The sequence below is a fragment of the Nonomuraea sp. KM88 genome, from assembly GCF_052245635.1.
Classification (GTDB): Bacteria; Actinomycetota; Actinomycetes; order Streptosporangiales; family Streptosporangiaceae; genus Nonomuraea.
In genome coordinates this window covers 299,067-324,714 of the sequence record NZ_JBQQCC010000002.1, presented here as the reverse complement: position 1 = coordinate 324,714, position 25,648 = coordinate 299,067, and the positions used below count along the sequence as shown (strand labels likewise).

The following is a 25,648-nucleotide window of genomic DNA, read 5'->3' as shown; positions in this document are numbered from 1 at the left end:
GTAAATTAGAGTAGGAGGCACTTGGTGTGATCACCTGACTACGGGGGGAAGGTGTGATCGCACGGCTGGGCCGTTCCATACGCGCGCGGCTGGCATTGTTCGCCAGTGTCGCCATGGCCCTGCTCTGCCTGACGACGAGTTCCGCGCTGCTGTGGATGGTCTACAACACGACCGTCGACATCCACACCCAGGACGCGGCCGGCACCACCCTGACGGTGGCCCACCTGGTCAGGGAATCCGAGCTGGCGCTCCTGGCACATCTCGACGTGCGAGGCGTCCAGGTCGTCGACCCGCACGGGCAGGTGGTGTCCGCCACGTCCGATCTGGCGGGCGGGCCGCGGCTCACCACCGCGGCACCTCCGCCGGGCACCATGAACCGCGTCGTCCACGCCTGCGACCTGCCGTACCTCTCCGGCGGCTGCCACATCGTGGCGATCTACCGCGTGTACCAGCCGGACGGCGACTGGCTTGTCTACGCCTTCCGCCACCGTCCACCCTGGTACGCCTCGCCCGGCGCGATCGCCTTCCTCATCCTCGCTTCCGGGGCACTGGTCGTGCTGACCTCGTACGGCGTCTCGCACGTGGTGGCCAAGACGCTCGCACCCGTCAACCGCATCACGGGCAAGCTGGCCGAGATCACCGCCGGCGGCGGGGGGATGCGCGTTCCCGTGCCCGAGAACGCCGACGAGATCCGGGCGCTCGCGGAGACCGCGAACCGCACGCTCGCGCGGCTGGAGGACGCGATGGAGCAGCAGCGCAGGTTCGCCTCCGACGCCTCGCACGATCTGCGCAGCCCGATCACGGCGATGCGCGCCGAGGTCGAGGAGGCCCTGCTCGCCCCCGGCGAGTCCGACTGGCAGGAGGTCGGCGGCAAGCTGCTCACCAGCCTCGACCGGCTGCAGAACATTGTCACCGACCTGCTCACGCTGGCCAAGCTCGACGCGGGCGCCCCCGCCCGGCTCGGACCGGTCGACCTGAGCGAACTGGTCACGGCCGAGGTCGCCAGGCCGCGCACGAAGGACGTCCGGGTCTCGGTGCAACCCGGCGTGGTCGTGACGGGCGACCGGCTGAGGCTGGCCCGCCTGCTGACCAACCTCCTGGACAACGCCGAGCGCCACGCGGAGCGTGCGGTCGCCGTGATCGTGCGCCGCGACGGCGAGGCCGTGCTGGAGGTGCTCGATGACGGGGCGGGCATCGCGCCCGAGCACCGCGAGATGGTCTTCAGGCGCTTCACCCGGCTGGACGCCTCGCGCAGCCGCGACGCGGGCGGGACGGGGCTCGGCCTGCCGATCGCCCGCGAGATCGCGCGCACGCACGGCGGCACGCTGAGGATCGAGGATTCCCACACCGGTGCCCGATTCGTCCTACGGATGCCGGTAAGGGAGGAGTAAAGGTGGGTAGTAATGGTTTTCGACCCCCTGCCTAAAACGCCCGGAGATCCACCAGTACCATGATCACCGCGAGATGACAGAACAGACGGCGCGCGCCCAGTTTGTCCAATAAAAACCCTTATAGCGAGAAATTAGAGTTACCTGCTGTGGCATCAGGTTTGAGCCGATTACGGCGCGAGGATCTTCTGAAGACGGCCTGCGAGGTGATCGCCGAACAGGGGTTCGGGCATACCAGGACCATCGACATCGCCAGGGCCGCCGGCGTCAGCCAGGCGCTGCTCTTCTACCACTTCGAGACCAAGGACCAGCTGTTCGCGCAGGCCTTCACCTACGTGGCCCGCCTGCACCTCGACGCGCTGAACGACATCGGGCGATCCCCCGGCACGCCGCTCGAACGGCTGCGCACCCTCCTGCGGCTCTGCTCCCCCGCGGTCCCCACCGAGGGCTGGAGGTTGTGGATCGACGCGTGGTCCGAGGCGATGCGCAGCTCCCAGCTGGAGGACATCTCGCGCCGCATCGACGCCCAGGGCCGGCTCCTCCTTCGCGAGATCATCGAGGCCGGCGTGGCATCCGGCGAGTTCACGTGCGCCGACCCCGAAGGGGCGACGTGGCGGATCCTGGCGCTGGTCGACGGGCTCGCGGTCCAGATGCACGTGCACCCCAGGGCCCTGTCGCGGCGCCGGGCCGGCACGCTCATCCGCACGGCCGCCGCCAACGAGATCGGAGTCGCCCCGGAAAAGCTGTGACGAAACCTGCGGTCCTCACCTTCCCGCGCTATTGGATGCTTCGTACAATAACGGGCGAGGAGAGGAGCGCACGCGATGACACAGGCACCGAGCTCTACCGCCGCCAGGGAACGCGACGAGCAGGTCGCGAACAGGAAGGCCTACGAAGCGGTCATCGAACGCCTCTCGAAGGCGTCGGTCGACAAGCACTGGGAGCCCTATCGAGACATTCCCTGGGACGACCCCGAGTTCCTGGTGGACCCGGCCGACCCGCGCTGGGAGCTGCCCACGGTCGACAAGCTGGGCGGCCACCCGTGGTACCGCGGCCTGCCCCCGGAGACGCGGGCGGCGATCGGGCTGTGGCGGGTGGCCACCGCCATGAAGATCGGCCTGCAGTTCGAGAACCTGCTCAAGCGCGGGCTGCTCAACTACGCCTACCGGCTGCCGAACGGCGCCCCCGAGTTCCGGTACGTCTACCACGAGACCATCGAAGAGGGACATCACGGGATGATGTTCCAGGAGTTCGTGAACCGTACAAAGCTGCCCGTGCGTGGCATGCCCGGCCCGCTCTCGGCGATCGCGCAGGCGGCGCCCCTCATCCCGCTGATCTCGACCGAGCTGTTCTTCGTGTTCGTGCTGGGCGGCGAGGACCCGATCGACCACGTGCAGCGCAAGGTGCTCAAGGACGACAGGGCGCACCATCCGCTCGAAGAGACGATCATGCGGATCCACATCGCGGAAGAGGCCAGGCACATCTCCTTCGCCCGCCACTACCTGCGCAACCGGGTGCCGCGGATGCCGGCGCACCGGCGGCTCCTGCTCGGCATCGCCTCCCCGATCATCCTCGGCGTGATGGCCCGCATCATGCTGGCGCCCCCCGGAGCGCTCATCAGGCACTTCAAGATCCCCCTCAGCGTCGTGTCGGAGATCTACCTGCGCAACCCGGCGGCCAGGCAGGAGATCCGCGACTCCATCGGCAAGACGCGGGAGCTGTGCGCCGAGATCGGCCTGGTCAACCCGCTGACCCGGCGGATCTGGCGGCTCATGGGCATCTGGGCGGAGCCAGGGCGCGCCTAGGCGGGCGGCCGCCTGGCGACCAGGACCTCGGTCACCGTCACCTGCACCCACGTGCCCCGCGGGTTGTGCGCGAGCAGGGCGCGCCTGGCCGACCGGGTGAAGGACTCCACCCGGTCGCCGAGCCTGGCAGGAGAGGTGTAGGAGTAGGACAGCTGCAGGCCGATCACCGCCTCCAGGTCGTACACCTGGCGGTGTTCGTACGCGGTCGCGTCGAGGTCGCTGAACGGCGAGGCGGCGAGCACGTCGTCGTGGTGCTCCCCCGTGGCCTGGTAGGAGTTGGTGGCCGTGAAGGTGTTGACGCCGAACTCGTCGCGCACCCGCCGCATGGCCGGCTCCCACGGCAGCTCCTCACCCGCGCGGGACGGTCCGACGAGCGCCACGACGCCGTGCGGAGGCAGCAGCCCGTCCAGCTCCAGCAGCACCGCGCGGCGGTCCATCCAGTGGAACGACCTGCCCATGACGACATGGTCGAACCCGGGCAACTCCCGCAACCGCGTCGAATCACCGCTCAACCAGCGGATGTTGCCCGCCCCCGCCGCCAGCCGGCGGCCCTCCGCCAGCATCTCCGCGTCGGGATCGACGGCCAGGACCCCCCGCACGCGCCGCGCGAGGGGGATCGCCACCGTGCCGGGACCGCAGCCGAGGTCCAGCACCGTGCAGTCGTCACCGAACGTCATCGCCAGGTGCTCGATGGCCGGCTCGCCGTGACCGGCCCGGTATCTGGCGTAGTAGGGAGCCGCGCCGCCGAACAGGTCCGCCATGGATGGGACCATATACAGGTTCGAGACGCGACGATGGAAGGTTTCCCTGTGAGGCGGCTACTCACGGTCCTGTTGCTCGCCTTCGCGGCGGCCGGGATCGCCCTCTCCCCAGCCGAGGCGCACAACGTGCTGATCGGCAGCGACCCCAAGGACGGAGCCACGCTGACGTCCTCCCCCGCGCGGGTGACCCTGGTGTTCGACCAGCCGGTACGCCAGGGATACGCGCAGGTGGGCGTCACCGGGGCCGACGGGTCGGCCTGGGCCGACGGGGCCGCCGAGATCGCCGCCGAACGGGTGTCGGTCAAGGTCAAGCCGCTGGCGGCGGGCGGCTCGTACGTCGTGGGCTACCGCATCCTGTCGGCCGACGGGCACCCGGTCACCGGGAAGATCGGCTTCAGCCTGGCCGCGGACGCCACCGCCGACCAGGGCACGAACGCCGACCCCGCCGAAGCCGCGGCCGACCCCGACCCCGCCGAAGCCGCGGCCGACCCTGCTGCCGCCGAGGCCGCGGCCGACCCTGCTGCCGCCGAGGCCGCGGCCAACGGCGGGGCCGGGATGGCCGTGGTGTGGATCGTGGGGGCGCTGCTGCTCCTCGCCCTGGGCACCGCCGTGGCCCTCCGCCGCGCGAAACCCGCCCAGGAGACCGCCCTGACCAGCCCGCCCGCCACCGCCACGCCCGGCACTCCCACCGATCCCGCACCCGCCACCGGCACCACGCCCGACCCCGCGCCCGGCGCCACCACGGGTCCCGCGGGCGGCGGGGTGGCGGGTTCCGCGGCCGAGGAGACGAAGGCGTGACCGTCACCGCTCCCCCTGCTCCCCCTCTCTCCGGGCGACGTGTCGGCGGACGGCTCGTCGCCGGCGCGTTCCCCGTGTGCGCCGTCGTCGCCGCCGTGGCCGCCAGCTCGTTCGCCCAGCAGGAGGCCGTGCCCGGCATCCCCATGCCGGGGCCGCTGGTGTCGGTCGGGCTGCCCGTCGTGCGGGCCCTGCTCGACGTGTCCGCCGTCGCCCTGGTGGGGCTCAGCCTGGTGGCCAAGCTGCTCGGGTTCGACCGGCCCGAGTACACCGAGCCGGTGATGGTCCGCGTCCGGCCCCTTGCGGTGATCGCGGCCTGGGCGTGGGCGATCTGCGCGCTGCTCACGATCGTGTTCCAGGCGGCCGAGCTCAACCCAGGGGCCGTGCCGACGTTCGGGATGATCGCGGACTATGTCGGGACCGTCGGCACGGGCCAGGGGCTGCTGTTCAGCGCGGCGTGCGCGCTGGCGGCGGCGGGCATCGGGCTGATGGCGGTGCGCTTCGGCGAGAAGGTGCCGGCGGAGCTGCGCGTGATCGTCGCGCTCTTCGGGCTGCTCCCCATCCCGGTCACCGGGCACGCGGTCAACTCCGTCTGGCACGACCCGATCATGATCTCGATGGAGATCCACGTGATGGGGGCGGCGGCGTGGGCGGGCGGGCTGCTGGTGACCGCGATCTTCGTCGCGCCCCACCCGGGCCTGCTGGCCATGGCGCTGCCCAAGTTCTCCAGGATCGCCTCGGTGTGCCTCCTCACGGTGGCGCTGTCCGGGCTGATCACAGGGCTCGGCACGATGGCGCTCACCCCCGGGGTGACACTGCCCGACGCGCTCCTGACCAGCGACTACGGGCTCCTGGTCGTGGCCAAGGCGACGCTGGTGACCCTGCTGTTGCCGCTGGCGGCGCACATCCGCTTCCGCCTGCTGCCCGCCGTCCGCAAGGGCCGGGCCACCGCCCTCGTGGGATGGGCGGCGGCCGAGGTCGGCGTGATGGGGCTGGCGTACGGCGTGGCGGTGGCGATCACCCGCGCCTCGATCGTCTGACGGCCGCGCCGAGGCGCCCCCGGGCCACGGGAACGGGTGGGGCCGGCCGGTGCTACGGGGTGGCGGGCGCGATCACGGGCGCGGTGGCCGTGGCCGGTCGCGGGCGGCGCCTGCCGGCGACCCACTCCACCGCCAGCCAGGCGGCCAGCAGGCCGAGCCCGGCCCAGACGGCCGACGACATGACCGGCGGGGGCGCGCCGAGCAGCCCCTCCTGGCCCTTGAGCAGGTCGTACACGCCGCCCATGACCGCGTTCTGGGCCGTCAGCGCGGCGTACGCGCCGGCCGTCGCACCCGCGGCCCCCAGCAGGGCGCGTACGGCGGGGATCCGTACCAGGAACGCGACGTCCACCAGCAGCCCGGCGGCCACCAGGAAGAACGGCACCGCCGACGGCGGGAACCCGGTGTACGTCAGCAGCGGCCAGATCAGCGTGCGGACCCCCACGTAAGAGGCCGCCACCAGCGTGGCCGCGCCGAACCTGCCGATCAGCATCCTGGCCACCACCAGCACCGCCACGCCGACGACCACCGCGTAGACGGGGTAGAGGAAGTCGGGCACGGGCAGCGCGAACCCGGTCATCATCGTACGGTCGATCGGCCGCCCCATCTGGTCGGCCGCGAACTGCAGCAGGATCGGCTCGGCGTAGACGACGCCGTTGTCCCAGGCGCCGATCGACAGGATGCCGTATTCCTGGTGCTGCTCGGGGAAGTGCACGTTCTCCAGGAAGAACGCGAGGAACGCGCCGAGCACGACCACCCGCTCCCTGCCGGGCGGCGCGCCCATGAACCAGCCCCTGACCACGCCCGCGATCATGAAGAACGTTCCAAGGTAGAGCATGATGTGCGACGGGCTCCACGAGGTGATGTCGAGCCCGTTGACGCGGTGGTTGATCAGGTCGAGCGGGACCGCGACGAGGAAGATCCCGGTGCCCCACTGGATCAGCCGCAGCGCGGCCTTGTCGACGCCGTAGCCGGTGTAGCCGTGGATGACGGTCAGGGCCAGGGCGAGTGCCGTGCCCGCGGAGTTGAGCAGGTGGGGCGGGGCGAGGTCGTCACGCAGCCACTTGAAGTGCCACGAGACGTCCCACGCCGAGCCGAGCAGCTTGAGCGTGAACGCCACCAGCCATCCGAAATAGAGCACCCTGAACAGGTCGTGCGGCGTCTCGCGCCCCGCCTGGCCTCTGGTCCAGTAGGGCAAGGCCCACTCGGCGGCCTTCTTGATCGATGCTGGAGACTTCACGGAAGAGAATCTTACGGTCACCCCTCCAGGACGTCGGCCGGGAGTGGGTGCCGGTCACCCGCCGGCCGAGGCGCGCAGGGAGTACATGAGGGGGAGCTTGGGGGCGCCGCCGGGGACACGGTAGCGGCCGTCGGCGACCTCCAGCGTGGCGAAGCGCTGGAAGAGGGTGAAGTCGTGCTCGTGGAGGAACTCCACCCGCAACCCCGCCGCGCCCACCGCGCTGACGACCTCGCCGAGGCCGTGCAGGAACTGCACGGACGTCTGGTGTTCGAGGGCCTCCCCGCCGGTGTAGGTGTGCGGCTCGACCCAGACCTGCGGCTCGCGGTCGAAGTAGTCGTGCGTGACGGTGGTGCCCGTGGCCTCGTCCAGGATGTCGGGGAAGGGATGGAACTCGGCGAGATAGAGGAAGCCGCCCGGCTTGAGCAGCGCGGCGACCGTCCGCGCCCACCGCGTCAGGTCGGGCAGCCAGACCAGCGCCCCCACGCCGGTGTAGACGATGTCGTACGCTGCCCGGCCCAGCGCCTCGGCCGCGTCGTACACGTCGGCCGTGACGAACCTCGCCGGCAGGCCGCACGCGGCGGCGATGGTCTCCGCCTGGGCGACGGCGGCGCCGGAGAAGTCGAGACCGGTCACCTCCGCCCCGAGCCGGGCCCAGGCGAGGGTGTCGAGGCCGATGTGGCACTGGAGGTGGGCCAGGCGGCGGCCGGACACGTCGCCGACCTCCTCCAGCTCGAACGGCCGCAGCGGGCTCCGGCCCGCGACGAAGCCGTCGACGTCGTAGAAGTCGCTGCCGACATGGATGGGCACGCGGGAGTTCCAGTTGGCCCTGTTGATCTCCAGATAGTCCATGGTGTCAGAGCCTAGGCACGGGCGGCGCGTCTCAGCGATCTCTCAGGTGCGGTCAGTAGGCTCACCGCCATGAAGCGTGTGGCCGCGTCGGCGGCGGCGCTCGCCCTCCTCACCGTGACGACGTGGCTGGTGTGGCCGTCGGGTGCCGAGGTGCGGGGACAGGATCAGACCATCACCGTCGTGGACGGGCCGGCCGGCGATCAGCGGGTCGAGCTCGACACGACGTTCTTCCCGCCGCCGGGCGGAGGGAAGGCGCCTGCCGTGCTGCTCGGCCACGGTTTCGGCGGCAGCAAGCAGAGCGTCAGGGACGAGGCGATCCGCATCGCCCAGGACGGCTACGCCGTGCTGACCTGGTCGGCGCGCGGGTTCGGCCGCTCGACGGGCGAGATCGCGCTCAACTCGCCCGACTACGAGGTCAAGGACGTCAAGCAGCTCATCGACTGGCTGGCCAAGCGTCCCGAGGTCCTGCTCGACGGCTCCGATGACCCGCGCGTGGGCATCGCGGGCGGCTCGTACGGCGGCGCCATCGCGCTGATGACGGCGGCGCATGACCAGCGTGTCGACGCCATCGTCCCGCGGATCACCTGGTCGGACCTGGCCGACGCGCTCTTCCCCAACACGGCTGCCCCGCTCTCCGCGGTCGGCGACGCCGGCCAGAGCTCCGCCGCGGGCAGCCTGCCCGAGGCGGAGAACGGCGTGTTCAAGCGCATGTGGGCGGGCATCTTCTTCGGCCAGGGCGTCTCGCTCGACAGCCTCGCGCTGCGGGGACGGCCCGAGGCCGCCCGGCCGCTCACGCCGGAGCAGGCCAGGTGCGGCAGGTTCCGTCCCGAGATCTGCGCCGTCTACGAAGAGGTCGCCAAGACGGGCAGGCCCACCCAGCAGGCCGTCGACCTGCTGCGCAAGTCGAGCCCGATCACCGTGGCGGGCCAGATCAAGGCGCCGACCCTGCTCATCCAGGGCCAGCGCGACTCGCTGTTCCCGCTCAGCCACGCCGACGCCAACGCCAGGGCCATCGCCGCCGGGGGCACGCCCGTCAGCCTGGCCTGGTTCGACGGCGGGCACGACGGCGGCGACGGCGAGAGCGACTGGGTGTTCGAGCAGTCGTCGGCCTGGTTCGCCCGCTATCTGAAGGGCGAGGGTGACGGGGAGACGGCGCCGCCGGTCAGCGCGTTCACGGTGACCCGCGACGGCGGTCGCGACCCCGGCACCCGCCAGCGCATCCGCCTGCACCCCGAGACCGGCTCCTACCCGGGCCTCGGAGGCACCGCCACCAGCACCGTCGAGCTGGCGGGCCCCGCCCAGAACATCGCCAACCCGCCCGGCGGCGCGCCCGCCTCGATCTCGTCGGTGCCCGGCATCGGCGGCCTGCTCGGCGGCCAGAACAGCCCCGGCGTCGCGATCGACATGCCGGGCCAGAGCGCCGCGTTCGAGTCCCGCCCGCTCACCGCCCCGCTGCAGCTCACCGGCAGCTCGACGGCCACGATCAGGGTGTCGGGTCAGGGCGGGACCGAGGCCACCCTGTTCGCCAAGCTCTACGACGTGGCCGACAGCATGCAGCCGCCCACCCTGCCCGCCGGGCTGGTGGCGCCGATCCGGGTGGCCATCCCCGAGGGCGCGACCAGCGCGGAGGCCACGATCACGCTGCCCGCCGTCGACCACGCCTTCGCCGCCGGCCACCGGCTGCGGCTGGTGCTGACGACGACGGACATGGGGTTCGCGACGCCCGCCGAGCCCGCCACGTACCAGGTCTCGCTCGTCTCCCCCACGCTGACCGTCCCGACGGTCGGCACGCTTGCCGCCGCCCCTGGCGGGGTGGCGTGGTGGGTGTGGGCGATGCCGCTGGCCGCCGTGGTGGTCGCGGCCGCGCTGCTGGTGACCGGCCGCGCCCGGGACCGCCGCCGTACGGGCACCCGACCCGGCCCCGAACCCGCCGCCCCCCTCACCGCCGACGGGACCGCAGCCGAGGCGCCCGCGCCCGATCCGGCCGTGCCGCTGGAGATCAGCGGGCTGGCCAAGGCCTACAGGAACGGCGAGCTCGCCGTCGACAACCTGTCGTTCCGCGTCGAGCAGGGCCAGGTGCTGGGCCTGCTCGGGCCGAACGGCGCCGGAAAGACGACCACCATGCGGATGATGATGGGCCTCATCCAGCCCGACGGCGGCGAGATCCGCATCTTCGGCGAACGGGTGACGCCGGGCGCCCCCGTGCTGTCCAGGCTCGGGTCGTTCGTCGAAGGGCCGGGATTCCTTCCGCACCTGTCAGGCCGGGACAACATCGAGCTCTACTGGGCCGCCACCGGACGGCCCGTCGCCGACGCCCATTTCGACGAGGCGCTGGAGATCGCCGGCCTCGGCAAGGCCCTCGAACGTGCCGTACGCACCTACTCCCAGGGCATGCGCCAGCGGCTCGCCATCGCCCAGGCCATGCTCGGGCTGCCCGACCTGCTCGTGCTCGACGAGCCCACGAACGGGCTCGACCCGCCCCAGATCCGGGAGATGCGCGAGGTGCTCAAGCGCTACGCGCGCGACGGCCGTACCGTGATCGTCTCGAGCCACCTGCTGGCCGAGGTCGAGCAGACCTGCAGCCACGTCGTGGTCATGCACCGCGGCAAGCTGGTCTCCGCCGGCCCGGTGTCGCTGCTGCTCAGCTCGGCTCCCCGGGCGGCCCGTGCCGGCAACGGGAACGGCACGCGCCTGGAAGACGTGTTCCTCGACCTCATCGGAGACAAGGCATGACCGCCGCGCCTGGCTACGCGCCCCGCCGTACGCTGCCGCTGCGGGTGGAGATCGTCCGGCAGTTCAAGCGGCGCCGCACGATCGCGATGTTCGGGCTGCTGCTGGCGCTGCCGTGGATCCTCGTGATCGCGTTCCAGTTCGGGCCGCAGGGCGGCGACCGTGACCAGTCGCTGCGCATCTCCGACCTGGCGACGGAGAGCGGCCTCAACTTCGCCGCCTTCGCGCTGTCCGTGTCGGCCAGCTTCCTGCTGGTGGTCGCGGTGGCGCTGTTCTGCGGCGACACCGTGGCCAGCGAGGCCAACTGGTCCTCCCTGCGCTACCTGCTGGCCGCGCCGGTGCCCCGCGACCGGCTGCTGCGGCAGAAGCTGATCGTGGCGCTGGGCTACTCGGCGGCGGCCGTGATCTGCCTGCCCGTGATGGCGCTGGTGGCGGGCACGCTGGCGTTCGGCTGGAACGACATCCAGGTGCCCGGCACGGGCGAGACCATCCCGGCGCTCGACGTGTTGCCGCGTTTCGGCATCGTGATCGCGTACGCGCTGGTCAGCCAGCTCGTCGTGGCCGCCCTGGCCTTCCTCGTCTCCACCATGACCGACTCCCCGCTCGGAGCGGTCGGCGGGGCGGTCGGCCTGTGGATCGTCTGCACCATCCTGCAGGCCGTCGAGGCGCTGGGCGTGCTGCGCGAGTTCCTGCCGACGTTCTGGAACAACGCCTGGCTCGACGCGCTCGCGCCCGAGCTCGAATGGAGCGGCATGATCAAGGGCGCCTCGGTGTCGATCACGTACGCGGCGATCCTCATCGCCGTGGCCTTCCGCCGGTTCCGCCGCAAGGACGTCGTCAGCTGAGCGTCAGCCGGTCGCGGGCTCGGGCGTCAGCCGGTCTCCGCCCAGTCGAACGCCTTGGTCACGGCCTTCTTCCAGCCCGCGTACCCCTTCTCGCGCTTCTCCTCGCTCCAGCCGGGCTCCCAGCGGCGGTCCTCCGCCCAGTGGGCGCGCAGCTCGTCGGTGTCCTGCCAGAAGCCCACCGCGAGCCCCGCGGCGTAGGCGGCGCCGAGCGCGGTGGTCTCGGCGACGACCGGCCGGCTGACCGGCACGCCGAGGATGTCCGACTGGAGCTGCATGCACAGGTCGTTGGCCGTTACGCCGCCGTCCACCCGCAGCACGTCGAGGACCACGCCGGAGTCCTGCTGCATGGCCTCCACCACGTCCCTGCTCTGGTAGCAGATGGCCTCCAGCGTGGCGCGGGCGAGGTGGGCGTCGGTGTTGAAGCGCGACATGCCGACGATGGCGCCGCGGGCGTCGGCCCGCCAGTAGGGGGCGAACAGGCCGGAGAAGGCGGGCACGAAGTACATGCCTCCCGAGTCGTCCACCTGCCCGGCCAGGGTCTCGCTCTGCGGCGCGGAGGTGATGATGTGCAGCTGGTCGCGCAGCCACTGCACCGCCGAGCCCGTCACGGCGATCGAGCCTTCGAGCGCGAACACGGCGGGCTGGTCGCCGAACTTGTAGGCGACCGTGGTGAGCAGCCCGCTCTGCGAGCGCACTCGTTCGGTGCCGGTGTTGAGCAGCAGGAAGTTGCCGGTGCCGTAGGTGTTCTTGGCCTCGCCCGGTGAGAAGCAGACCTGCCCGACGGTGGCGGCCTGCTGGTCGCCCAGGATCGCGGCGATCGGCACCTCCCCCGCGGCCGGTCCGAACGGGGTCGTGACGCCGTAGGCGGCGGGATCGGACGACGGCCGGATCTCCGGCAACATCTGGCGCGGGATGCCGAAGAAGGACAGGAGCTCGTCGTCCCAGTCGAGGGTGTCCAGGTCCATGAGCATCGTACGGCTGGCGTTGGTCACGTCGGTGGCGTGCACGCCGCCGTCGACGCCCCCGGTCAGGTTCCACAGCGTCCAGGTGTCGGTGGTGCCGAAGACGGCCTCACCCCGGTCGACCGCCTCGCGGACGCCGTCCACGTTCTCCAGGATCCACTGGATCTTGCCGCCGGAGAAGTACGCGTCCGGGTGCAGCCCCGTCCGGTCGCGGATGACCTGGCCGCGGCCGTCGCGCTCCAGCGCGGCGGCGATCTTGTCGGTGCGCGTGTCCTGCCAGACGATCGCGTTGTGGTAGGGACGGCCGGTGCGCCGGTTCCACACGACCGTGGTCTCGCGCTGGTTCGTGATGCCGATCGCGGCGAGGTCGGTGGGCTGCAGCCCGGCGCGCTGAAGGGTGCTCTGGATGACGGCCGCGGTCCGCGTCCTGATCTCGATGGGGTTGTGCTCGACCCAGCCCGCCCTGGGCAGGATCTGCTCGTGTTCGAGCTGGAACTTGGCGACCTCGCCACCGTCGTGATCGAAGACCATGAAGCGGGTGCTCGTCGTGCCCTGGTCCACCGCGCCGACGAAATCGGGCATGTCATTCTCCTTCGCGTTTGTCAGGGTCCGCCGGTCTGACGATGTCACGATCTTCGGGCCTCGGCAGGAACCTGGAGATGAGCGCCTGGTAGAGCCCCGCGCCGATGAGGCCGCCGATCAGGGGGCCGACGATGGGCACCCAGAAGTAGAGATTGCCGTACTGATCTCGCCACGCGTCGTGGTATCCGGTGAGCCAGCTCGCCAGGCGCGGCCCGAAGTCGCGCGCGGGGTTGATCGCGTAACCGGCGTTGGTGCCGAACGCCATGCCGATCGCGACGACGATCAGGCCGATGACGAAGGGCCCCATGTTGGCGTCGGGCGCCATGTTTCTCGTGTCGATCAGCGCGAAGACGAGGAAGAGCAGGATCGCGGTGCCGATGACCTGGTCGCGGAACCCGCCCCACAAGCCCACCGGCAGGGTGCCGTTGCCCGGCAGGGTCGAGAAGACGATCTGGGTCTTGAGCGTGTGCCCCGGGTCCGCCATCGCCAGGATCTCGGTGAAGTTCCAGCGCACGATCAGGGCGGCGACGAAGGCCCCTACGGTCTGCGCCAGGACGTACGGCAGGACCTTCCACCACGGAAAGCCCTGGAAGGCGGCGAACCCCAGCGTGACCGCGGGGTTGATGTGCGCGCCCGAGGTCCTGGCCGCGGTGTAGACGCCGAGCACCACCCCGAGCCCCCAGGCCCAGGCGATGCTGTCGTGATCGCCGACCTCCGCGGCGACGACCGAGGCGACCACGCCGCAGCCGAACAGAATGAGCACCGCTGTCCCGGCGAACTCGGCGAGCAGCTCGCCGGCCAGCCCTCTGCGGTCGAGACGCCCGGCCACGGCCATCCCCTTCCTCTCGCGTACCCGTTGTGTGCCATTCCCGTAATCAGGCAATGCATACGGGCTGTATATGACACATAACATTAAGTGAGGAACGGGCGGCGGCCTGGATGGACGCGCGGTGGGCGCCGTCTCGGATCAGAGCGTGCGTACGAAGGTGACCAGGCTCGTGCCCGGGCCGTTGTAGCCGGGGACGGGATCGCCGGCCTCGAAGCCCATCCGGCGGTGGAAGGCGATGGAGCGCTCGTTGACCGGCGCGGTGATGGCCCTGACGACGTGCCGGCCGTGGCCGCGGGCGATGCCGAAGAAGCGTTCGTACATCGAGCGGGCGACCCCGCTCTTTCTGGCGCCGGGCGCGACGCCGACGAAGTGGATGTACGCCTCACCGGGCTGCGACGGCGAGACGAAGCCGATCAGGAACCCCGCCATGTCTCCGGGGCCCTCGGGGCCCTCGGCGATCAGGCTCGTCCCGTGGAAATGGTCGAGGAACAACCTGGGCAACGAGGGCAGGACGGGCCGCCCCCACCAGTCATCGACGACGGCCGCGATGGCGTCGTAGTCGCCGGGGGTCGCGGCGCGCAGCGCGTGTCCTGTCATGTGCTGATCCGGAGGCTAGCCCCAGTGCGGCGGCCTGTTGTCGAGATAGAACGCGTCGGGGTCGTCGGAGCGCCACTCGCCCCAGCCCTCGTCCGTGTCGTCCGCCGTCTGCTCAGGTAGGAAATCTTTCACGCCCAACATGCTACCTAGGCATACAAACCCTTACCCGGCGTGTCCACCGGCTCCAGGACAGGCCGCAGGCACGGCGGTACGATGCCAGTGCAGGTGTCGCCTACCCCCCGTGAGGCTGCCCATGGCCACCCCGACAGGATGGCGGCGAGAAGGCAATCTGCCGGCGGAGCTCACCAGCTTCATCGGCCGCACGCGCCTGCTTGCCAACCTCAAACGGCACCTCGCCGAGTCGCGCCTGGTGACCGTCACGGGCATCGGGGGTGTCGGCAAGTCGCGCACGGTGCTGCGGCTGGCGCACCAGGTGCGCGCCCACTATCCCGACGGAGTGTGGTTCGCCGACCTGGCCAGGCTGCAGGACGCGGGCATGGTCAAGCACACGATCTCCTCCGCCCTCGGCATCGCCGACCAGTCCTCGCGGGCGGAGTCGGAGTCGCTGTCGGAATGGGTGGGCGAGCGCGACATGCTGCTCATCATCGACACGTGCGAGCATCTGGTGCAGGGGTGCGCCGAGCTGGTGCACGAGCTGCTGGAGGCCGCTCCCAACCTGAAGGTGCTGGCCACCAGCCGGCAGTCGCTGCACCTGCCGTACGAGCACGTGGTGCCCGTGCCGCCGCTTCAGGTGCCCGGCGACGACCCGGCCGAGAGCCTGTTCACCAACGAGTCGGTGCAGCTGTTCGCGGTCAGGGCCGGGGCCAGCGTGCCCGACTTCCAGCTCGACGAGGACAACATCGAAGCCGTGGCCGAGCTCTGCCGGCGGCTCGACGGCATCCCGCTGGCCATCGAGCTGGCCGCGGTGCGGCTGCGCGCCCTCTCGGTGAAGCAGATCCTCGGCCTGCTGACCGACCGCTTCAGCCTGCTGGCCGGGGCGAGCCGCACGGCCCTGCCCCGCCACCAGACCCTGCGGGCGGCCATCGGCTGGAGCCACGAGCTGTGCGAGCCGGCCGAGCGCCTGCTGTGGGCGCGGCTGTCGGTCTTCGCCGGCGACTTCGAGCTCGACGCGGCCCGGTTCGTCTGCTCCGACGAGCGGCTGCCGTCGGAGGACATCACGGACCTGGTCACCGGGCTGGTCGAGAAGTCGATCCTGCTGATCAGGAGCAACCACGCCGGCGTCCGCTACAAGCTGATCGACACCCTGGCCGAATACGGCGAGGAATGGCTCGACAAACTCGGGCAGGCCGAACAGATGCGGCAACGCCATCTCGACTACTACCTGAGCCTGGCCCAGCGCGGCGAGGACGCCTGGTCAGGGCCACGGCAGATCTACTGGTTCGTCCGCATGCGCCAGGAGCACGACAACGTCAGGGTGGCCCTGGAATACGCGCTCAAGACCCCGGGCAAGGAGCCGCTGGCGCTGGTCCTGCTGTCGTCGTTGTGGTTCATGTGGGTCTGCTGCGGGTTCGCCCGCGAAGGGCGCCTGTATTTGGAGCGGGCACTCGAGGCCAACCCCAGCCCCAGCAAGGAACGGTGCAAGGCACTCTGGGTGCTCTCGTACGTGCGCAATTCCCAGGGCGACAGCGTCGGCGGACAGTCGGCCGCGGAGACGTGCAGCACCGAGGCCATCCGGGTGGGCGACTCCAGAGCGGTGATCCTGGCCTCCAAGATGCAGGGCACCGCGGCGATGCTCCAGGGCGACATGCCGAAAGCCAGCGCGCTCCTGGGCGTGGCGATCGAGTTCAACACCGACAACAAGGAGCTCAACCCGGGCCTGCTGCCCGCCATCGTCGAGTTGTCCATCGTCCTGACCGCGCAGGGCGAGTTCTACGAGGCCGAGTCCCTGCTGCAGGACTGCCTGCAGGTCTGCAAGGAGCGCGGGGAGCTCTGGGTGAGCTCTCATGCGCAGTGGGCGCTGGCGGGCGCCAGGCTCGCCAGCAACCGCCCTCAGGAGGCCCTGCACAATGTGAGAGAAGGGCTGCGCATCAAGCTGCACTTCCACGACACCCTCGGCACTCTGCTGGCTCTGGAGTCATCGGCGCGGATCTTCGTGGCCCTCGACCGGTTGCCGCTGGCCGCACACCTGCTGGGTGCGCTGCAGCAGAACTGGAGGTCGGCCGGACTACCACAGTTGGGCGCACCGTTCTTGTCCGCTGACCACAACGCGTGCGTCAGGGAGTGCTCACGCCGTATGGGTGAGCTCGCCTACAAGAACGCCTTCGAAGAGGGCGCCCGACTCGACCTCGATGAGGCAGCATCAATGGCGCTGGGCGAGTTGGTCGCCCTCGAGGAAGGCTGACGTCGTTGGCTCAGACGGCCTGAGGCCAGCGGGTGTCGTCTGGCCAGGCGTTCACGAACCGTGCGCTGCCGAACGAGAACTCGATGTGGCCGCGGACCCAGTGTTCGAGACCGCGCACGTAGTCGAGCACTGGCCGCGGAGCCCACCTCTCCAGCGCCATCCGCCGGTCGACGAACGCCGCGACGGCCTCGTCGTGCATCCGGGCGACCTCCAGCAGCGCGTCCTGAAGGTGGAGCGACTTGTGGGCGGCCAGGACGGTCACGAGGTTGTGCCGCGCCTTGTCGGCGCGGTGTTCCTTGGCATAGGACAGCAGGTCGTTGTCCCAGCCGACGAGGTCGCAGGCCAAGTCCGAGAGCGCGCGCACGTCGGGGTGGTACCAGTCCTCGGTCTCGATCCGATAGCCGCCCCCGATGTCGATGAGCGCGAAGCAGGTGTACGTGGCACCGGTGGTACGGCGCATCAGGAGGTAATCCGCGGGGGTCGGGATCAGATCGGCTTCGCGGTTCGCAGCCTCCCAGATCTGGGCGAACAGGTATTCCTTCACCGCGCTCCGCCACCGTTCCACCTGTTCCGGAGTGGCCATGGCGGAGATCCGGTCCAGGAGTTCTCTGAGGGCGAGGCCGAACGGCTCGCCGGGCTCCGGCGTACGGTCCTCGTCGAGGCTCTCCAAGAGCGACGGCAGCGCGCGGGCTACGGCTGCGGCCCGATGCCCCGTGAGCTCGCTCTCGCAGAACCCGTCGTCGAAGGCCCAGAGCCAGAAGTACCAGTCGGTGACCAACCGGAGACTCTCGCGCGGCACCGTGGGGTTGGTCCGCGCGGGGAGAAGGCCGAGTTCGGAGCGTCTGAAGTGCTCGGCGGTCTCGGCGTTGGGGAGCATGTTGGAGGCGACCACCCATGCATGGCTCTCCAAGCCGATCTCCGCCACATGCACGTTGATCTCACTGGGGAACGGACATGGCAACGGGGGGATGTGGAGGGGTCGCCTGCTGGAGGAATGCGCAGAAGTATCCACGCCATCCAGCATGACGATGGACTACTGAAAAGGCCACAGTTAGTAACGTTCGGACCTTTTCTGCATATTTCATGCTATGTCCCGCTTTGCTAAAACCAGCGAAGACCCTGTTCATTCGCGAAGATCCATGCGGTGTCCAGCGCGCGGGGTTGACCAGCACGCGGATCGGCGCCCGTGTCGCGGAGCGCTCTGACCACGGCCGATTCCCTCATCTCATACGGCGCCCGCGAGCGGTGTCCGGCCGCGATCATTGGTGTGGTCGCTGTCGGCGCCTCTTCTGACGAGCATCGCGACGGTCTGGGCGTGACCGTAATAAGCCGTCGGCATCAGGAAAGTGTCACCTTTGCCGTTGGTCAGGTCGACCGGTGCCCCAGCCTCTACGTTCGCGCGCAGGGGCTGCGTGTCGCACGCCCTGGCCAGGTCGAACAGCTTCGTGGCGGACGCCTGGACCTTCGGATCCCCGTCCGTGCATGCCTTTCTGCCTCGATAGGGTGCCGTGCGCGGAATCGTTCTGTCCCGCCGTAGGTTCTGGAGAGAGTACCTAGGGAAAGGCTGTCCAACCGTGTTCGACCCGAAGGATCTCTACAAGCTCGCAGACGACGCGCCCGAGCTGCCCGATCCGGTGTTGCTGTACCACTTCGACGGTTTCGTCGACGCTGGCGGTGCCGGACGTCTCGCGCTGGGCCACCTGCTGGCCGAGCTGGAGCACCGGGTCGTGGCGACGTTCGACGTCGACCGTCTGCTCGACTACCGGTCGCGGCGGCCCATCATGACCTTCGACACCGACCGCTGGGTCGAGTGCGAGAACCCCGAGCTGGCCGTTCATGCGGCGAAAGACTCGACGGGGACGCAGTTCCTGGTGATGAGCGGGCCCGAGCCCGACAGGGAGTGGGAGCTCTTCACCAAGGCGGTGGGGGACCTGGTGGCGCGGCTGAAGGTGAGCAAGCTGGTGACCATGCACGGCATCCCGATGGCGGTTCCGCACACACGCCCGCTGGGCGTCACGATGCATGCCAGCCGCCCCGAGCTGATCAACGCGCAGACGAGCGCGTTCGGGCGCGTCCAGGTGCCCGGCAGCGTCGCCGCGCTGCTGGAGCTGCGGCTGGGCGCGCAGGGCAACGACGCGCTGGGCTACGCGGTGCACGTGCCGCACTATCTGGCGCAGGCCGAATATCCGACCGCCGCCGTCGCCGCGCTGGAAGCCGTGACGAAGGGGACGGGGCTGGTGTTCCCGACGGAGTCGCTGCGCGAGGCGGCCCGCCGTACGAACACCGAGATCGAGGAGCAGATCCAGGCCTCGGCCGAGCTGTCCACCGCCATCAAGGGCCTGGAGCAGCAGTACGACGCGTTCTCGGAGGGCACCGAGCGGGAGAACCTCATGGCCGAGACGACGCCCATGCCCACGGGTGACGAGCTCGCCGCCCAGTTCGAGCGTTTCCTGGCCGAGCGCGACGACGAGTGACCCGCGCCCGCGGCGATACGGTGGGACGATGAGCGACATCCGGGTCGGGCTGGTCGGCTACGGCACCGCCGGGGCCTTCTTCCACGCCCCGCTGATCCACGCCACCCCTGGCCTGGCACTGGCGGCCGTCGTCACGCGAAACCCCGGCCGGCAGGCGGAGGTGGCCGCGAAGTACGGCGCGACGGGCGTGAACGACGTGGACGCGTTGTGGGAGCGGTGCGATCTGGTGGTGGTCGCCTCCCCCAACAGGACCCACGTGTCCGCGGCCACCGCCGCGCTCGCCCACGGCCTGCCCGTCGTCGTCGACAAGCCGCTGGCCAGGACCGCCGAGGAAGGGCGGGAGCTGGTGCGCCTGGCCAGGGAGCGCGGCCTCATGCTGACCGTGTTCCACAACCGCCGCTGGGACGGCGACTACCGCACCGTACGCCGGCTGGCCGGCGAGGGACGGCTGGGCGAGGTGCTGCGGTTCGAGTCGAGGTTCGAGCGGTGGCGGCCGGAGCCCAAGGGCGGCTGGCGGGAGTCCGGCGGGCCCGACGAGGTGGGCGGCCTCCTCTACGACCTGGGCAGCCACCTCGTCGACCAGGCCCTGCAGCTGCTCGGCCCGGCCACGCAGGTCTACTGCGAGAGCGACGTCCGGCGCGCCGGGGTGGCCGCCGACGACGACACGTTCGTGGCGCTGGCGCATGCCGGAGGGGCCCGCTCGCACCTCTGGATGAGCTCGATGGCCGCCATGTCGGGGCCCCGGTTCCGGGTGCTGGGTTCGGCGGGCGCCTTCGTCAAGTACGGGATGGACGTCCAGGAGGAGCGGCTGCGGGCCGGCGCCGCGCCCGGCACGCCCGGATTCGGGGACGACGAGGAGTCACGCTGGGGCCGGCTCGGCACCGAGCACGACCGCCGCACCGTGCTGACCGAGCCGGGCGCCTACCTCGACTTCTACCGAGGTGTGGAGGCGGCGCTGCGCGAGGGCGCGGCGCCGCCCGTCGATCCGGAGAGCGCGGTCGACACGCTGGCCGTCATCGAGGCGGCCCGCCTGTCGGTCACGCGGGGGATCGTCGTCCACCTGAGCTGACGGCCGGGGTACGTCGTCCCCTGGGCCGGCGGGCGCAGGGGATCGTCCATCTGTGCCTGCGGCGGCCGGCGCCGTCAGTCGCGCAGGCGGGAGCGCATGGCCTCGGTGTCGGCGCCGGTCCAGCCGTGCCCGGCCAGCCACTCGAGCGGCCCGCCGAAACGGTCGTCGAGCACGCCGAGGAACTGCTCGATGTACCCGGCCCGCGGCATGTGGTCGTCGGCGGGGCGCGAGTCGAGGTCGCCACGGTAGGTGTCGCTGCCGCGCAGCCGTTTGAGTATGAGCTCAAGCCGCTCCCCCGTGGCCACGTAGTCCTCGACGATCGCCTCCCTGGTCGCCCCGGCCACCTCCAGGGCGAGCGCCGACAGCACGCCGGTGCGGTCCTTGCCCGCCGCGCAGTGCACCAGCGACGCGCCGTCGTCGAGCGCCATCGCGCGCAGCGCGTCGACCACGGCGTCCGGCCGGTCGCGCAGGTAGCCGAAGTAGAAGCCGGTCACCCGCAACTCCTCGTCCAGGCCGCGCTCCGCCCACGGCAGCACCCGCTCCCCGTCGATGGCGTCGGCCTCGACGTCGGTGTGCCGGCCTCCCTCGGCGAACAGGGTCAGATGGTGGTGCCGCACCTCGCGCACCCGCGTCAGCGGCCCGGGGCCCTCCAGCGAAACCTCCGCGTTCGAGCGGAGATCGACTACGTGCCGCAGGCCCAGCTCGCCCACGAGCAGCGTCACGTCGCCGGGCGTGAGCCCCTGCAGGTTGTCGGCACGGAAGATTCGCCCGCGGCGGGTGCGCCCGCCGTCGCGGGTGGGCAGTCCGCCCAGGTCACGCGCGTTGACCGCGCCTTCCAGGTCTATCCACCTCGTCATCTCGTCCATTATCGCGACCCTATATGTCCACCATGGTGAGCAGAATCGCCGTTCATAACGCAGCATGAACATATGGATCCACGAGCTCTGCCTCCACGGCTGGTGATCGATCCAACGCTGCCCCCGGCGATCTCGAGCGAGCTGCGGTCGAGCCCGCACCTTCTCCGGATGGCTCGATCCGGCCGGCAGCTGGACACCACGCGCCATCCCGCCCTGATCTTCCTGCTGCCCGGCCTCCTGCTGCTGCTCTCCCTGCTGACCAGGTCTCCGTTGTTGTTCCTGGCAGGCTCCGGCGTGGGGATGATCGTGTTGTTCCGCTGGATGGCGCAGGACACCTCCAACAGGTCGGCGCGGCGGAAGCTCCGTGTCGCCCAGAGCCACGCCGACCACTACGTCCTGCCGGAGGACCTCGACTATCCGTGCCAGATGCTGCTGCGCAGGGCGCAGCACGCCGCCGAGTCCGTCCTCAACTCGCGGGTCCACGCGGCGGGTCTGATCGACACGGTCGACAACCAGGTGTCGCTTCCGGAGGAGGTCTGGCAGATCGCGCATCGGCTGCGGCGGCTGTCGTCCATGCACGCCGAGCAGGGCAGGATCATCCCCCGCGAGCTGCCGTCGGGCATGGAGGACGCGTTCAAGCCCTACACCAAGGCGCTCGACGCCGCGTGGACGTCGCTGTCACGGCGCGTACGCCACCTGGAGAAGTACGCCAAGCAGGTGCGCAAGGCCGACAAGGCCTACTCCGCCCATCGGCGGCTGGAGGCCCTGGCCGCCAGGACCCACGAATACCAGGCGCTGATCGCCGACACCGTGCGCGACGAGATGGCGCACGAACGCATCAGGGAGCTGACCGACCATGCGGCGCACGTGCGCAAGATGTTCGAGGAGAGCATCCTGCAGGCGAGGCAGGCGGCCGGCGAGCTGATCAGGAGCCCGCTCGCCTGAGCCGGGCCGGGGGCGGGCGGTGCGGGTTCGAGCGGGCTCCCTCGCGGGTGCTTCAGGCCGATGGGGTACGGCGTCCGGCCGTACCCCATCGTGGTTCTAGAGGCCGATCACGTGGCAGGTGGCCGTCACCGTCTTGCCGGGATCGCTCTCCGAGGTGGCGGTGAGCTTGACCTTGGCCAGCCGGGCGCCGCCGGAGTCGCGCGCCGCGTTCACGGTGACGAGCTCGTGCTTGCCGAACCCGACGGAGGCCAGGGCGTTCGGCAGCTGGACGGTCCAGCCCTTGCCCTGCACCTCGGCCTTGAGCCGGTAGACGTCGGCGTTCAGGTAGGCGCTGACGTCCTCGGGGTGCTGTCCCTGCGCCGGGGCGGCCCTGCCGGTGTTGAACAGCGGGAACGTGCAGGTGGACAGGTTCTTGCCGCTGGGCACGCCGGCCGCGGGCAGCACCTTGACGCCGCGCCGCTGCGGCCCCGGGCCGTCGAGCGAGCGGATCGCGACCGTGTACGACAGGGTGCCGTCGCGGCCGCGCTTGCGGTCGGTGACGTAGAAGTGCAGGCGGTTGGCCTCGTCGACGTACTCGTACTCGCTGCCGGAGTCGGTGCCGGCGTGGAAGAGGGCGTCGGAGAGCTGGCGGTAGTCGCCGATCGTGATGGGCACCTTGGTCCCATCGGGCATGACGTAGTCGGTCATGCCGATGTCCTGCGGGTTGGCGTCGATCACCCACTCGAACGGCGCCCGGTCCTCGTTCTTGGTCTTGGCCAGCAGAACGCCGGAGTCGGGGGTGAACGAGTCGGAGCCCATGCGGTCCACGACCTCGACCGTGTAGTTCTGGTAGCCGCCGCCGTCGCAGAGCGGGTCGGTGCGCGCGTCGCAGGCCGGGCTCTTGTCGCCGGTGTCGAAGGAGAGGTTGACGCCCGACAGCTCCTTCTTGCCCGGCTGGATTGCGCGCGCCAGGATCTCGACGGTGACCAGGCCTGACTCGTCGAGCGCCTCGCGTGACAGGCGCAGCACGTTCCGCTCGTCGACCATTTCCAGCTTGATCTTGTTGCGGAGCATGTGCTGGGCGCCCATGGACGCGCCGGCGGTCGGCGGGATGAGCCAGCGGGAGTGCGGGCCGCCGGGCCCGTTGAAGCTGCCGCGGCTGAGCATCTCCCACACGCCTGTGTACGCCCTGCGCGGCGGCACGCCGTACGGGTTGTTGTAGTTGTCGGCGATGCCCATGATGTGGCTGAGCTCGTGGGCGTAGACGGCCATGCCGGAGCTCTCGGCCTGCACCGAGTCGATGCCGAAGCGGGCGTTGGGCCAGAAGGTGGAGCCGGCCTGCCACGAGGTCCAGTCGACGTAGCGGGTGTCGACCCAGTTGGGCAGCGCGGCGTCCGGCGGACCCCACTCGTCGGGCACGTCCTCCTTTGTCGGGAATTTCATCATCCCGAATTCCTGCCAGGTGGACGACTCGTCCTGGCCGGCGCTCAGGTAGAAGACGAAGTCGAACTGCTCGGCCACCTCCTGGCCGACGTCGGCGAGCCAGGCGGCGTTGCCCTCGGTGCGCAGGTTCCTGTCGCACGAGTCGCCCGCGGGGCACCCGTTGCCGCCCTGGAACTCCATGGCGTACTCGTGGTCCTTGCCCGCCATCATGTAGGGCCCGAACCCGGTGAGCTCCACGCCGTACCTGCCGCCCGAGTCCTCCATCCAGTACTCGTGGATGGTGTGTCCCCTGTTGAGCTTGTCGGGGGTGTTGAGGAAGTCCCGGTAGAACGTGGCCACCTCGTCACGGGGGACGTCGTGGGCCTCGGCGCTCGGGTTCCCGAAGATCGTCGAGCCTTGGGGCTGCGTCGCCACGAACGGCTGGTTGGGGTAGTCGAGCAGCACGAGCGCGCCCTTGAAGGTGCGCTTCGACCCCTTGACGGAGGGGTCGGCCCAGTTGGTGCCGGGCGGCTTCTTGTAGTCCGCCCACGTCATGTGGTCGGGGTTCTTCCAGTTCTGCGGGTCGATGGGCTTGAGGCCGCCGGGGAGGCGGGTGCGCAGGGCCTGGGCGTCGTCGGGTGCGTCGACCTGCCAGGGCTGCGTCTGCGGCCAGTGGTCCTGCCGCCAGGGATGCTCGGGATCGGTGGGGGGCGCTGCGGAAGCAGGGGTCGCCATGAGGCTCACCGGGATCATCACGATGACCGCGGGTAAACCCTTCAGCAGCTTCTTCAGGGCGTTCACGGATTGACGGTATAGAGGTAATTGTCGGAGATCAACGATCAGACGGTGGGAAGCAGGACAACTTCGCCGGCTTAGCGATTCGCCCGGTTCGTCCCGATTGCGGGCATATCCTGCCTTCACGTTTAATGCCTAGAGGGGAAGTCTCGACGGGAGTCCTGATGCCGTCTGCGAAGCTTGCCGGTCCAGCTCCGGGCAGGCGCCCGCCCGGGCCCGTCATCCTCCATTCCGCCCCGCTCGTCGTGCCCGTCTGCACCGTCCCCATCCGCGGCGGCGCCGTGGCGATCGGGGGCGAGCGGGTGCTCGCGGTCGGCCCGCGAGCGGAACTGCTCCCCGCGTACCCCTCCGCGCAGGAGCTCCGGTGGCCGGGGATGATCGTGGCGGGGCTGGTCGACGCGTGCGCCGCCGCACCGGCGCCCGCCCCGGGAGTGACCGCACGGGGTGGCGTGCTCTCCGACCTGGCCGACGGTCCGGCTCTCCCCGGCATCTCGTACGTCGAGGTGACCAGCGCCGGCGAGGAGGAGTGGGAGGAACACAACCGGGACGCCGTCATCACCGCCATCCGCGAGGCGGAGCGGCCCCGCGTGGTGGGGATCGCCGCCCACGCGCGCGACCCGCACGTGCTGGAGGACGTGGCCCTGCTGGCCAGGACGTTCGGGCTGCGGCTGATGGTCCGCCTGGACCGCCACTCCCCCGTGGAGCTGGATGAGACCGGGGTGCTCGGCCCGCTGTGCCACGTCGCGAGCGGCAGGTCGCTGGACCCGGGCGAGCGCAAGCTGCTGCGGCTGCGCAGGACCGCCGTGGCGCTCTGCCCGCCTGAGCCGTCACAGGCGCAGGACGCGCTGGCCCTGCTGGACGAGGGCAACACCGTCGCCTTCGGCAGCCGCGGCCCGGCCGGCACGCCACCGACCGGCCCGCTGGGGCTGGCCGGGGCGATCAGGCGCCGCGCGCGGGAGCTGAGGCTGCGGCCCAGGGAACTCGACCGCCGGCTGGTCGAGGCCGCCACGCTGGGCGGCGCCAGAGCGCTGGGCATGGACCGCGGCAGGGGCAGGATCGGGTCGCTGGCCGCCGGCACCCGTGCCGACTTCGCCGTCTTCGACGCCCGCGGACGTTATCCGTACGCGGCACTGCTCTCCCAGCCGCCCTGCCTCGCCACCGTCGTCGGCGGCGTGCTCACCCGCGAGAGCTGACGCGCTGCCAGCGCCTCACCCCGTGTCCTGCCTCACATTCCGGGCTGATCGGAATCCGCTTCCTCGAGAGCCGTGTTTGATCCCCCGGTGCATCGTCAAGGCAAGGATCGGTTGTGTCTCCCTCCTCCCCCA

21 protein-coding genes are annotated in these 25,648 nt (G+C 70.6%); 12 read left to right on the top strand and 9 right to left on the bottom strand.

Annotation, left to right across the window (positions count from 1 at the left end; all coding sequences use genetic code 11):
* The first annotated feature begins 53 nt into the window (after positions 1 to 53).
* From ACTWPV_RS07230 to ACTWPV_RS07220, 3 genes are all read left to right on the top strand, one after another.
* A complete protein-coding gene (locus ACTWPV_RS07230) occupies positions 54 to 1,391 on the top strand; it encodes a sensor histidine kinase (protein WP_443151112.1) in 1,338 nt (445 codons plus the stop codon).
* Positions 1,392 to 1,537: 146 nt separating this feature from the next.
* Positions 1,538 to 2,137, top strand: a complete 600-nt coding sequence (locus tag ACTWPV_RS07225) for a TetR/AcrR family transcriptional regulator (protein ID WP_443151111.1) — start codon at positions 1,538 to 1,540, stop codon at positions 2,135 to 2,137.
* 75 nt (positions 2,138 to 2,212) lie between these two features.
* Entirely contained in the window at positions 2,213 to 3,193 is a 981-nt protein-coding gene (locus ACTWPV_RS07220) for an AurF N-oxygenase family protein (RefSeq protein ID WP_443151110.1), read from the top strand.
* Here the strand turns inward: ACTWPV_RS07220 and ACTWPV_RS07215 are convergent.
* Positions 3,190 to 3,954, bottom strand: coding sequence for a class I SAM-dependent methyltransferase (locus ACTWPV_RS07215; protein ID WP_443151109.1), 765 nt, complete (start codon positions 3,952 to 3,954; stop codon positions 3,190 to 3,192). The genes ACTWPV_RS07220 and ACTWPV_RS07215 overlap by 4 nt on opposite strands.
* Before the next feature lie 48 nt (positions 3,955 to 4,002).
* On the opposite strand from ACTWPV_RS07215, the gene ACTWPV_RS07210 reads away from it, so the two are divergent.
* Both ACTWPV_RS07210 and ACTWPV_RS07205 read left to right on the top strand, forming a co-directional pair.
* Positions 4,003 to 4,752 (top strand): copper resistance CopC family protein, encoded by a 750-nt coding sequence (locus ACTWPV_RS07210; protein ID WP_443151108.1) that lies wholly within the window; start codon positions 4,003 to 4,005, stop codon positions 4,750 to 4,752.
* Positions 4,749 to 5,789, top strand: coding sequence for a copper resistance D family protein (locus ACTWPV_RS07205; RefSeq protein ID WP_443151107.1), 1,041 nt, complete (start codon positions 4,749 to 4,751; stop codon positions 5,787 to 5,789). Before ACTWPV_RS07210 ends, ACTWPV_RS07205 begins: the two co-directional genes overlap by 4 nt.
* 52 nt (positions 5,790 to 5,841) lie before the next feature.
* On the opposite strand, the gene ACTWPV_RS07200 is transcribed toward ACTWPV_RS07205, so the two are convergent.
* Both ACTWPV_RS07200 and ACTWPV_RS07195 read right to left on the bottom strand, forming a co-directional pair.
* Complete coding sequence (locus ACTWPV_RS07200; protein ID WP_347646879.1) at positions 5,842 to 7,026, bottom strand: hypothetical protein; 1,185 nt, start codon at positions 7,024 to 7,026, stop codon at positions 5,842 to 5,844.
* Between the two features lie 54 nt (positions 7,027 to 7,080).
* Entirely contained in the window at positions 7,081 to 7,875 is a 795-nt protein-coding gene (locus ACTWPV_RS07195; RefSeq protein ID WP_443151106.1) for a class I SAM-dependent methyltransferase, read from the bottom strand.
* 69 nt (positions 7,876 to 7,944) lie between these two features.
* Between ACTWPV_RS07195 and ACTWPV_RS07190 the strand changes: the two genes are divergently transcribed.
* Together ACTWPV_RS07190 and ACTWPV_RS07185 are read left to right on the top strand one after the other, a co-directional pair.
* Entirely contained in the window at positions 7,945 to 10,608 is a 2,664-nt protein-coding gene (locus ACTWPV_RS07190) for a CocE/NonD family hydrolase (protein ID WP_443151105.1), read from the top strand.
* On the top strand, positions 10,605 to 11,450 hold the full coding sequence (locus ACTWPV_RS07185; protein ID WP_347646882.1) for an ABC transporter permease: 846 nt from the start codon (positions 10,605 to 10,607) through the stop codon (positions 11,448 to 11,450). Before ACTWPV_RS07190 ends, ACTWPV_RS07185 begins: the two co-directional genes overlap by 4 nt.
* Positions 11,451 to 11,476: 26 nt before the next feature.
* Here the strand turns inward: ACTWPV_RS07185 and glpK are convergent, their stop codons facing one another.
* The 3 genes from glpK to ACTWPV_RS07170 all read right to left on the bottom strand — a co-directional run bounded on the left by glpK (position 11,477) and on the right by ACTWPV_RS07170 (position 14,420).
* Positions 11,477 to 12,994 carry a glycerol kinase GlpK gene (gene glpK / locus ACTWPV_RS07180; protein WP_443151104.1) on the bottom strand — a complete coding sequence of 506 codons (1,518 nt, stop codon included), beginning with the start codon at positions 12,992 to 12,994 and terminating at the stop codon, positions 11,477 to 11,479.
* Position 12,995: 1 nt separating this feature from the next.
* A complete protein-coding gene (locus ACTWPV_RS07175) occupies positions 12,996 to 13,823 on the bottom strand; it encodes an MIP/aquaporin family protein (RefSeq protein ID WP_347646884.1) in 828 nt (275 codons plus the stop codon).
* 138 nt (positions 13,824 to 13,961) lie between these two features.
* Positions 13,962 to 14,420, bottom strand: coding sequence for a GNAT family N-acetyltransferase (locus ACTWPV_RS07170; RefSeq protein WP_443151103.1), 459 nt, complete (start codon positions 14,418 to 14,420; stop codon positions 13,962 to 13,964).
* Positions 14,421 to 14,661: 241 nt separating this feature from the next.
* Here ACTWPV_RS07170 and ACTWPV_RS07165 point away from each other — a divergent pair, with 241 nt between their 5' ends.
* A complete protein-coding gene (locus ACTWPV_RS07165) occupies positions 14,662 to 16,782 on the top strand; it encodes an ATP-binding protein (protein ID WP_443151102.1) in 2,121 nt (706 codons plus the stop codon).
* A gap of 10 nt (positions 16,783 to 16,792) precedes the next feature.
* On the opposite strand, the gene ACTWPV_RS07160 is transcribed toward ACTWPV_RS07165, so the two are convergent.
* Entirely contained in the window at positions 16,793 to 17,692 is a 900-nt protein-coding gene (locus ACTWPV_RS07160; RefSeq protein WP_443151101.1) for a terpene synthase family protein, read from the bottom strand.
* Positions 17,693 to 18,356: 664 nt separating this feature from the next.
* Here ACTWPV_RS07160 and ACTWPV_RS07155 point away from each other — a divergent pair.
* A complete protein-coding gene (locus ACTWPV_RS07155; protein WP_347646888.1) occupies positions 18,357 to 19,256 on the top strand; it encodes a proteasome assembly chaperone family protein in 900 nt (299 codons plus the stop codon).
* 28 nt (positions 19,257 to 19,284) lie between these two features.
* Positions 19,285 to 20,325 (top strand): Gfo/Idh/MocA family oxidoreductase, encoded by a 1,041-nt coding sequence (locus tag ACTWPV_RS07150; protein WP_443151100.1) that lies wholly within the window; start codon positions 19,285 to 19,287, stop codon positions 20,323 to 20,325.
* Between the two features lie 74 nt (positions 20,326 to 20,399).
* Here the strand turns inward: ACTWPV_RS07150 and ACTWPV_RS07145 are convergent, their stop codons facing one another.
* A complete protein-coding gene (locus tag ACTWPV_RS07145; RefSeq protein ID WP_347646890.1) occupies positions 20,400 to 21,182 on the bottom strand; it encodes a tyrosine-protein phosphatase in 783 nt (260 codons plus the stop codon).
* 168 nt (positions 21,183 to 21,350) lie between these two features.
* Between ACTWPV_RS07145 and ACTWPV_RS07140 the strand changes: the two genes are divergently transcribed.
* Positions 21,351 to 22,127 carry a hypothetical protein gene (locus tag ACTWPV_RS07140; RefSeq protein ID WP_443151099.1) on the top strand — a complete coding sequence of 259 codons (777 nt, stop codon included), beginning with the start codon at positions 21,351 to 21,353 and terminating at the stop codon, positions 22,125 to 22,127.
* Between the two features lie 96 nt (positions 22,128 to 22,223).
* On the opposite strand, the gene ACTWPV_RS07135 is transcribed toward ACTWPV_RS07140, so the two are convergent.
* A complete protein-coding gene (locus ACTWPV_RS07135; RefSeq protein WP_443151098.1) occupies positions 22,224 to 24,329 on the bottom strand; it encodes a M6 family metalloprotease domain-containing protein in 2,106 nt (701 codons plus the stop codon).
* A 158-nt stretch (positions 24,330 to 24,487) separates the two neighbouring features.
* Here ACTWPV_RS07135 and ACTWPV_RS07130 point away from each other — a divergent pair, with 158 nt between their 5' ends.
* A complete protein-coding gene (locus ACTWPV_RS07130; RefSeq protein WP_443151097.1) occupies positions 24,488 to 25,516 on the top strand; it encodes an amidohydrolase family protein in 1,029 nt (342 codons plus the stop codon).
* Positions 25,517 to 25,648: the final 132 nt, after the last annotated feature.